Consider the following 8360-nt stretch of genomic DNA (forward strand, 5'->3'; position numbering starts at 1 on the left):
CAGCCCCCACCCCCGTAATGCCACCCCCGGTTGGGATCAATGTGGGTTTCAGTCGGTCAGACTGCAACAAAGGCGCATTGATCCCAACCTGGGGGGGCGGGCAAAACAGGGTTAAGCCGAGACAGCCTCTCGACGAACAGGTCGCACTGCGCGGTCGGTGAGGAACGCGAATCCCAGTCCCAGAGCCAGCCACAGGGTTGCCTGCGTGGCCAGTGACGAGAGTCGGAATTCCCACAGCAGGGTCGCCGGGAAGTCCGAACCCACTTCGTTCACACCCGGTAGAAGTGCATAACCCACACCGACGATCACGAGGAACGCCACCGTCGGAGCACCGACGCGGACCGCCACCGACGACTGCGACGCCACCGCCTTCGCCACGTAGATCGCGACGCCCACGGCCAGCAGACCGAGAATCACCGAGGCCAACCACAGCCAGGTGCGCTGGGTGATCGTCTCCGGGTCCCCGACGGCCGGTGGGTTTGCCGGATACTTGAAGAACGGCACCGCTTCGATTGCCAGCCATCCGGCCCCGGCTCCGAGGAGCGCGAGGATCGAGCCCGGAAGCGAGCTGAACCGTCGGGCATAGTGCAGTACCGATGCGAAGATCGCGCCGAGTGCGAGTCCGGCGAGTCCGGTGGCGAGGAACAGTCCGACGCGTTGCCCGTCGCGACTGACGAGGGCGTCCTCGTCTCCGTGCGAGTGCGCAGCAGTCGCATCGGAGTCGGCGTGGTGTGCCTCGCCTGCTGCTTCTTCGATGGAGATGGCCGAATCGACGTGCGGCTCACCGATGACGAAGGCAACTCCGCCGGCGAGCAGTCCCGCGACGAGACCGGCGAGCAGACCTCGCACCAGCAACTGAACGAATGTCCCGGTCAGTGGCATGGCAGGCCCAGCAGGTGGCGGCCGTCGTGCATGAGTTCGTGCATGTACATGCCACTGCGCGAGATCGCGCCCTGGTCGAATCCGACGAGGTAGAGCACAACGAATGCGAGCAGTATCGTCGCAGCGACGATGACGGCGAGGGCCGCCGATTCCGTCGTGTTGCTGGGTGCATGAAGTATTGCCATGGGGGTGTCCTCCTGGGATTGTGCGTCCCGTAGTCCCTTCGGAGATGAAGGGACGGCCATGCGATGTACGAGTTTTCTGGCTCTCGAATTCGGACATCTGCCCGACGTCGATCACAGTGGCGCAACCGTTCCGGATTTTCACCGGATTACCTGCGTACATCGCGTCTTACCTGCGCACTGTGGCACCGCGTTCGACTCCGTGTCAATCACTGTCCTCGAAGAACATCGTCCGATGCCACAATGACGCGGTGACTGCCCCAGCGACCCGCCTGACGTTGGTGAGCCACGCCAGAACCGATGCGATGCGCTCGGGCCGCTTTCCTGCCGACGAGCCACTCGACGAGGCGGGTGTGCGCGCACTGGCCGAGGTGACCGACTTTCCGCGTGCCGACCGAGTGGTGTCCGGCCCGGAGCTGCGGTCCCGATCCACTGCCGACATCTTCGGCAGCGACGTCGCCGTCGAACCCGCGTTGGCCGACGTCGCGTACGGCCGGTGGTCCGGTCTCGAGATGACCGATCTGCCCGACGCCGACGCGATGGCCTGGCTCGGCGACCCGGCATTCACACCGCCGGGCGGTGAATCTCTGGAGGCGTTGTTCGCTCGCGTCCGGACGTGGCTCGACGAGGTCGGTTCGACGCCGGGCCGCACGCTGGCCGTGACCGCACCCGCAGTGATCAGGGCCGCGGTCGTGCTGGTGCTGGCGGCGCCGGTCCGCTCGTTCTGGCGGGTCGACGTCGCACCGTTGACGCGCACCTCGATCCATCGCCGAGGCTCGCTGTGGACGATGGATTCGGTGGCACAGAAGTCTCTCTGAATTCTTTCCGGCATCGATGGAACCGATCCGGGCACGGCGGCGTCCTACCTACCGACAGCCCAGTTCGTCGATCGCAGGGAGCGTGCTCATGACCGTCATCAAAGTCGATCCGGTGGCTCTGCAGCTCGCTGCCTCGGAACTCGATGCGGTCGCTGCCCGATTGCAGGCCGCCGTCACTGCGACGGCTCTTCCTGTTCGGCCGCTACCGCCGGGCACCGACGAGGTGTCGCTCTTGACCGATCGCTTCTTCGCCACCGCGGCCGATACCTTCGGCCCTGCTGCAGCACAAGGCATTTCGGAGCTACACCGGGCCGCCGAGGAACTGCGCAAACAGGCCGCGGACTACCTGGCGACCGACGACGACACCGCCGGAGGCCTGCCGGGGCTCGCCGGCATCTGACGCACTCATCGACCGGCAACGGTTTCGAAAACGACACGGGGGCTCGAACATCATGGGGGCTGGACAATGACGCTCGGTGTGACAGGTGTGGTGTGGCTACCACGAACTGCGACAGGAAATTCGACGCGACTGTTGGGGCCCGGCCCGGTGCCTCTACATGTCGCAGGCGGGGCCTGGGGTTCGGTGGCCGCGGCCTTCACCGAGGCCTCGGTGAGCATCGCCGCCATCACGACAGCCCTGACCGCAGGCTGGGAGGGTGAGTCGGCTCTCCTCGCGCAGGCCGCCCTCGCCCGGTTCGCCACGTGGACCGGAGCCACAGCACTGAAGGCAGCGGCACTGTCGATCGAAGCCCCCGCCGCGGGGACCTCGTACGGTGTCGCATTGGCCACGATGCCGTCGCTCGTGGAGATCGGTGCGGTGCAAGCTGCCAAGGTCACAGCTGCGTCGACCGGCGGTGCGCTCAACGGAAGTTACGAGGCGGCCGAGGTCGCAGATCGATTGCTCGACATCCGCGCAGCCATGGTCATGGAGGGATTCGAGCTGGTCTCCTCGCACCTGATCGCGAAGACGACGTTCGATCATGCACCCGCCATCGTGTCCGAGTCCGGCAGTGGTCTCGGCAAATTCGCCAACGGTGCGCTGATGACGTCACCTGTTCAGGCTGCGGTCGGCAGTTTGATGGCCGCGACGCAGAACCCCGGCGTCGCAGCCGCAGCCGGGCAGCTCGGCAGTGCCGCCACCTCGATCGCCGGAACGGGCGTGTCCACGGTGGCCACCGCGGCATCGAATCTGGTCTCGACGCCGCCGCCGAGTGGACCCGGATCCGGCATCGGCCACTCCTTCGCAGCCGGTGGTTCAGGACCTCTCGCCGTCGGGCCGGCATCCACCCGTCCGGTGGCGTACGGCGGACTGGGCGGAAGCAGCGGCAGCATCGGCGGCGGACCGGGAATGCCCGGTTCGGCGTCGAGTCCCCTCGGCGGTGGATCGGCGCTCACGGGTGCAGTACAGAGCAGTCCTGCTTCCACGGTCGGCGCACCGACCGCAGCCGAGGGTGGTCTCGCTCAGCGCGGAACCGGTGCCGGTGCTGCGCCCGCGTCGGGCACACGGGCGCAGGACGACGACGAACACGACACCCCGGAATACCTGAAACAGTTCGAGCACTTCGCCGACGGCCGCACGGTGGCACCGTCGGTCATCGGAGCGGACCCGGCCTTGCCCGACCCAGCCCTCGACAACCCAGTCCTCGACGACCCAGCCCTCGACAACATCAGTGAGAACGGCCGGTGATCGACTTGGGAACCGTGCCGGTGGGCCACACACTGCCGAGTGCCGCACTCGGTGTCGACGAGATGGATTTCCTGGTCGACGAGCTCTCGATAGCCGAACTACCCGTCGTGCTCGACGTCTTCCCACGCTTCGACGACGCGAAAGCCCGCGACCGTGCTGTCGACCGCGGCCGTCAGGCCCTCGCGGCGGCAGGACTGTGGGACGGCTCCGCGGTCCACGAGGACGTTCGCCACTGGCTGCGGGTCCTGGAACAACGCCGCTGGTACGTCTCGGCGCGACAATTCGAGGGCGACACCGTTCCCGTGACTCGGATCTGCATCGCATCCGACGACACCATCGCGGTGTCGGCGGTACGGCGAGAGAACATCGTCACCCTACGCGTCATCGCCGGGGATCCGGCTCGCGACCTCGTCTCGTCGCTGGGATCGGCACCGCCGTTCGATCCCGGCAGCATCAACGCGCCCACCGACCTACTGGCCGAAGCACTCGACGCGGCACCGTCCGACGTGGGCGGCACCGCTTCCCGTCTACGCAGCATCGGAATCGCAGACGACCGGGCCCGCACTCTGGCCTCGGCCATGGCCACGTGCGCGGGCAGGACCGAGATCACGGCCGTGACCCGCAGGCATGGGACTCGGCGCGGGGCCGGGCGGCCGGTGGCCCTGTTCGACACCCGCGCCGGACGGATCGTCGCCACCTCCGCTGTCGCCGCAGACGGTCGTTCGTGGAGCTCGTTGACCGGCGCGTCGGATCACCGGGTGACAGCGGCTCTGACCGAGCTGATCTCGTCGGCCAAGGACCCGTCGAGCGCCAACCCAGCAACCGGCAACCCCGCGATCGGCCATCCAGCGATCAGCTGATCGGGTTGTCTGCCTTGTCGCTGCCCTTGCCCTCGAAGGGAGGCAGGAACGTGCCCCACTTGGCGCATGCCCAGCCACCGTCGGGCAGCGGCAACAGCTCGACGGTCTGGGTGTTGTCGAGATGGTTGTCAGCGGCGAAGGTGCCGTCGACACCGGTGAGGGCCGCCGCGACCAATCGAATTGCGGCACCGTGGCTCACGACGACGACGTCTCCGGCGGTGTCGTCACCCAGGTACTGTCCACGCAGTTCGTCGAGCACCGGGACGTAGCGCGCCAATACTGCGCGCCCGCTTTCTCCGCCCGGCGCGGCCGCATCCAGATCTCCGGTATGCCACCGGTAGAAGATCTCGGTGAACAGTCGGTGCGCCTCGGGATCGTCTCGATCTTCCAGGTCTCCGGCGGACGTCTCCTGGATGCCGTCGGCCACGACGAGGGGCACTCCGGTCCCGCGCTCGACGTAGCCCGCAGTCTGCTTGGCGCGCAACGCAACCGATGAGACCAACACGGCGGGAGGATTACCCAGCCGTGTCTGCGCGTACGCCTCGGCTTGCCGGTGCCCGAGCTCGGTGAGTTCGGCTCCCGGCGGCGCTGTGTCCAGCTTCTTCGCGACGTTGGAGACGGTCTGCCCGTGCCGAACGAGAATGAGCTTGCCCATCACAGATCACCCCGACCGGAACGAATTTCGGACAACCACTGCACGTGCTCGTCGATCGGTTGCGGCACCGAACCTCCCGATGTCGTTGCCGTGGGCCATGATCCGAGGAAACGTAGCGGCATCTTCCGGTGGAACGCGGTCAGCGCCTCGGCGACGAGGGGATCGTCCACATGCCCGGCGCAATCGACGAAGAACATGTAGGTGCCCAATTGCGAACGGGTAGGCCGTGATTCGATGAACGTCAGATCGATGTTGCGAATTCCGAACTCCGCCAACGCTGCCGGCAGCGTACCCGGGTCGTTCGGCGGCTTCAGCACCACCGAGGTGCGGTCGGCACCGGTGCGGGCGGGCACCGGCTGCGGCGGAGTCACCAGCACGAAGCGGGTGCGCGCACCCTCGACGTCGATGATGCCGTCGGCCAGCGTCGGCAGAGACAATCGCTCCCCGGCCAACCGTGTCGAGACGGCGGCGTCGACCACGCCGGCGGCAACATCTTCTGCTGCACCGGCATTCGAGGTCGCAGACTGCACGACGGCGTCGGGCATCGTGGCCTGCAACCACTGCCGGACCTGGCTGAGGGCGATGGGGTACGCGCTGATCGTGCGGGCCGAGTCGAGCGTGACACCGGGCCCGCCGACGATGGTGAACGCGACCTCGATCTCCGTCTCGGCGACGATCTGCAATCGCCGTCCTTCGGACAATGCGTCGAGCGTCGGCGGCACGGCCCCCTCGATGGAACTTTCGATGGGAACCACTGCGGCGTCGGCGGCACCGGATCGAACGGCTTCGAGCGCCGCGGGCGGGCTCGCGGCCGACACCCTCTGGACGCCCCCACTCAGGCCGACCCCATCGAATGCGCCGAGCGTTTCGAATTGCGCCAGCGCCATCTCCGTGAACGTTCCCGATGGGCCGAAGTAAGCGATGCGAGGCACGTCTCGAGGTTACGTTGTCGACGTCCCCGAAGCGATCAAACCGACGTCGACCAGCCGGGCGCGGGCGGCGACGGCGTCGGCGATCTCGACCCCCAGCAGTACCTCCCGCACGGCCTCGGCGGCCTCGGGTATGAGCTTGCGCAGAGCGTCGACATTCGGCGCGGCCAGAGCCGACGCGATGTCGTCTCCGCGCAGCGATGCCACCGTCGCCGCGAGGATCGCGATCACCTCGCCTCCGGTGTCGGCGCGGGCGACCAGACCGACATCGGCATGCGAGACGACGGCGAGCACGTCGGCGATACGCCGCGCCGTGTCGCCGACACCGATGCCGGGGGTCCGATGAGCGGCAACGATGGTCTCCGCGGTCTCGGCCACGTCGATCGCGTCGAACACCGGGAAGACGACGAGGGGCGAGGGCAGCCGTAACCCGAGCGCGTCGGCGAGATGCTCGGGGACCGCGTCGACCTCGAATCGAACGGCTTCGTAGTTGCCTGCGCTCGAGGCCCGGAGCTCGTCCGGGTCGATGTCGAGTCGCACGACGATGCGCCCGAGGTTCTCGGTGGGCGGCAGCGTCAGCAGGGTCGAGGCCAGCACGACGGGCGGGCCGTACTCGGCGGCGCGTGGAGCGGCCTGCACGGCAGGGGCATCGGCGCAGAACGGCTGCAGCAGTCCGGCGACGAGCGCGTTCGGATCTGGTCGGTGCGGCACACCGAGGGTCAACGGAATCGGCACGTCTTCACGGTAGTCCCAGCTTGCCCTTGCGATACCCGCCACATCCGGCTAACTTAGGGGCACGTTACTTAGGTATGCCTCACCTACTGGCCATTCAACTGTACCGATCGCATCGGAGGAGCCCATGCTCGGCGCAACCACCACCACCGGACCGTCCACCGCCGAGCGCGTACGCAGCGCCTGCATGCGCGCCGAGGGTGCAGCTCTCGTGATCGACGGCAGCGACCCCGTCGTGACGTCCCTGCACCACCTGCGCCCCAACGGCGAGATGATTCTGGCGGTCCCCACCGATTCCCTCGACGACGCGATCAGGTGGCAGTCCTCCCGCGCCGGCGTTCCTGCCGTCGTCGAGCTCACCGATCACGCACCTCTCGCATTGCGCGAACCGGTGCGGTCACTGGTGTGGCTGCGCGGAGAATTGCGCCCGGTGCCGGAATCGCTGATGCGCCCGATGGCCGGCGCGGTGGCCGCCGAGCATCCCCACGCGGCACTGCTCGACGTCGGCCACACCACCTCCCTGGTGCGTCTGATCGTCGGCTCCGCAGTGGTGGCGGACAGCACCGGAGCCGAGCCGGTCGACGTCGACTCGCTGCTGGCAGCCGAGCCCGATCCGTTCTGGGAGATGGAAACGAGCTGGCTCGAGCACCTCGACTCCGATCATCCCGACCTCCTCGCGCAACTGTCCCGACGCCTCCCACCGTCGCTGCGGCAGGGACGCGTGCGTCCGCTGGGCATCGACCGCTACGGCATTCGTCTGCGTATCGAGGGCGAGTGCGGCGACAACGACGTCCGGTTGGGCTTCGCCGCGCCCGTCGACGACACGATCTCCCTGAGCCGGGCCCTCCGGGTCCTCGCCGGTTGCCCGTTCCTCAACGGTCTGCGCGCCCGGGGCTGACGCCGCCGCGAGGCACAACAGGGCACACTCGTGCCGTGATCGACTTCAGGAATTGGTTGACGCCACCGCCGCCGGAGAGCGCCGCTCCACCGCCCGATGCTCGCGAACGCACGACCATCAAGGTCGAGATCGCGATCGTGCTGCTGGTGACGTTCGGCCTCAGTGGCATGAGCAGCATTCTCTCGCTGGTCGAGGATGCCCTGCAGACCGCAGCGCTGTCCGATCAGACGGTCGCCCTGAACTCCTCGCGATCGAGCTTCAGCGTCATCGACCTGCTGTTCCAGCTGCTGAGCATCCTGCGCCTGTGCGCGTGGGGAGCATTGGGGCTGTACCTGCTGTGGCGAGCAGATCTGGCACCGCGTGCGATCGGACTGGCGAAACCGCGCCTGAAGATCGATCTCGGCCACGGCGTCGGGCTGGCGGCACTCATCGGGCTGCCGGGTCTCGCGCTCTACCTGGTCGGCAACGCCCTGGGATTCAATCTGAACGTCGTACCCAGCGCGCTCGACGACCACTGGTGGCGAGTGCCCGCCCTGATTCTGTATGCGCTGGCCAACTCCGGTGCCGAGGAGATCATCGTCGTCGCCTACCTGATCTCTCGACTGCGCCGACTCGGCTTGAGCGAGAACAAGTCCTTGCTGTGCTCCTCGCTGCTGCGCGGGAGCTACCACTTCTATCAGGGGGTGGGCGGCGGCGTCGGCAACTTCCTGATGGGCC

General features: G+C 67.5%; 11 protein-coding genes and 1 riboswitch. Of the genes, 6 read left to right on the plus strand and 5 right to left on the minus strand.

Annotated features, from left to right (window positions below; translation table 11 throughout):
• Positions 1 to 111: 111 nt before the first annotated feature.
• Together J1M81_RS24195 and J1M81_RS24200 are read right to left on the minus strand one after the other, a co-directional pair.
• A complete protein-coding gene (locus J1M81_RS24195; protein WP_032366733.1) occupies positions 112 to 882 on the minus strand; it encodes a CbtA family protein in 771 nt (256 codons plus the stop codon).
• Positions 873 to 1067 (minus strand): CbtB domain-containing protein, encoded by a 195-nt coding sequence (locus J1M81_RS24200; RefSeq protein ID WP_027494840.1) that lies wholly within the window; start codon positions 1065 to 1067, stop codon positions 873 to 875. The genes J1M81_RS24195 and J1M81_RS24200 overlap by 10 nt, the downstream gene beginning before the upstream one ends.
• A gap of 50 nt (positions 1068 to 1117) precedes the next feature.
• A riboswitch (cobalamin riboswitch) is annotated at positions 1118 to 1252 on the minus strand.
• A 63-nt stretch (positions 1253 to 1315) separates the two neighbouring features.
• On the opposite strand from J1M81_RS24200, the gene J1M81_RS24205 reads away from it, so the two are divergent.
• From J1M81_RS24205 to J1M81_RS24220, 4 genes are all read left to right on the plus strand, one after another.
• On the plus strand, positions 1316 to 1882 hold the full coding sequence (locus J1M81_RS24205; RefSeq protein WP_283348116.1) for a histidine phosphatase family protein: 567 nt from the start codon (positions 1316 to 1318) through the stop codon (positions 1880 to 1882).
• 88 nt (positions 1883 to 1970) lie between these two features.
• Positions 1971 to 2282 carry a PE family protein gene (locus J1M81_RS24210; RefSeq protein ID WP_027494842.1) on the plus strand — a complete coding sequence of 104 codons (312 nt, stop codon included), beginning with the start codon at positions 1971 to 1973 and terminating at the stop codon, positions 2280 to 2282.
• A 66-nt stretch (positions 2283 to 2348) separates the two neighbouring features.
• Positions 2349 to 3569 (plus strand): PPE domain-containing protein, encoded by a 1221-nt coding sequence (locus J1M81_RS24215; protein WP_241258438.1) that lies wholly within the window; start codon positions 2349 to 2351, stop codon positions 3567 to 3569.
• The gene (locus J1M81_RS24220; RefSeq protein WP_206499008.1) at positions 3566 to 4429 is read left to right on the plus strand and encodes an ESX secretion-associated protein EspG; all 864 of its coding nucleotides are present in this window, start codon (positions 3566 to 3568) and stop codon (positions 4427 to 4429) included. The genes J1M81_RS24215 and J1M81_RS24220 overlap by 4 nt, the downstream gene beginning before the upstream one ends.
• Here J1M81_RS24220 and J1M81_RS24225 read toward each other — a convergent pair.
• The 3 genes from J1M81_RS24225 to J1M81_RS24235 are packed head-to-tail and all read right to left on the minus strand — an operon-like array spanning position 4422 to position 6748.
• Positions 4422 to 5087: a histidine phosphatase family protein gene (locus J1M81_RS24225; RefSeq protein ID WP_206499009.1), complete on the minus strand. Its 666-nt coding sequence runs from the start codon at positions 5085 to 5087 to the stop codon at positions 4422 to 4424. The two genes, J1M81_RS24220 and J1M81_RS24225, sit on opposite strands and share 8 nt — an antisense overlap.
• Entirely contained in the window at positions 5084 to 6016 is a 933-nt protein-coding gene (gene pheA / locus J1M81_RS24230; RefSeq protein ID WP_048319135.1) for a prephenate dehydratase, read from the minus strand. The genes J1M81_RS24225 and pheA overlap by 4 nt, the downstream gene beginning before the upstream one ends.
• A 9-nt stretch (positions 6017 to 6025) precedes the next feature.
• Positions 6026 to 6748 carry a hypothetical protein gene (locus tag J1M81_RS24235; protein ID WP_206499010.1) on the minus strand — a complete coding sequence of 241 codons (723 nt, stop codon included), beginning with the start codon at positions 6746 to 6748 and terminating at the stop codon, positions 6026 to 6028.
• A gap of 124 nt (positions 6749 to 6872) precedes the next feature.
• Between J1M81_RS24235 and J1M81_RS24240 the strand changes: the two genes are divergently transcribed.
• Positions 6873 to 7643, plus strand: a complete 771-nt coding sequence (locus J1M81_RS24240) for a DUF2470 domain-containing protein (protein ID WP_027494847.1) — start codon at positions 6873 to 6875, stop codon at positions 7641 to 7643.
• 35 nt (positions 7644 to 7678) lie between these two features.
• Positions 7679 to 8360 (plus strand): CPBP family intramembrane glutamic endopeptidase (locus tag J1M81_RS24245; RefSeq protein ID WP_374223908.1); only part of this gene is annotated, 682 nt, incomplete at its 3' end.

The organism is Rhodococcus sp. KRD175 (assembly GCF_017168275.1).
Taxonomy (GTDB): domain Bacteria; phylum Actinomycetota; class Actinomycetes; order Mycobacteriales; family Mycobacteriaceae; genus Rhodococcoides; species Rhodococcoides fascians.

What these genes read in the sequence shown, in the direction of transcription:
- J1M81_RS24195 (WP_032366733.1), bottom strand. Translation starts at nt 882, where the DNA reads ATGCCACTGACCGGGACATTCGTTCAGTTGCTGGTGCGAGGTCTGCTC.
- J1M81_RS24210 (WP_027494842.1), top strand. Translation starts at nt 1,971, where the DNA reads ATGACCGTCATCAAAGTCGATCCGGTGGCTCTGCAGCTCGCTGCCTCG.
- J1M81_RS24240 (WP_027494847.1), top strand. Translation starts at nt 6,873, where the DNA reads ATGCTCGGCGCAACCACCACCACCGGACCGTCCACCGCCGAGCGCGTA.
- J1M81_RS24200 (WP_027494840.1), bottom strand. Translation starts at nt 1,067, where the DNA reads ATGGCAATACTTCATGCACCCAGCAACACGACGGAATCGGCGGCCCTC.
- J1M81_RS24215 (WP_241258438.1), top strand. Translation starts at nt 2,349, where the DNA reads ATGACGCTCGGTGTGACAGGTGTGGTGTGGCTACCACGAACTGCGACA.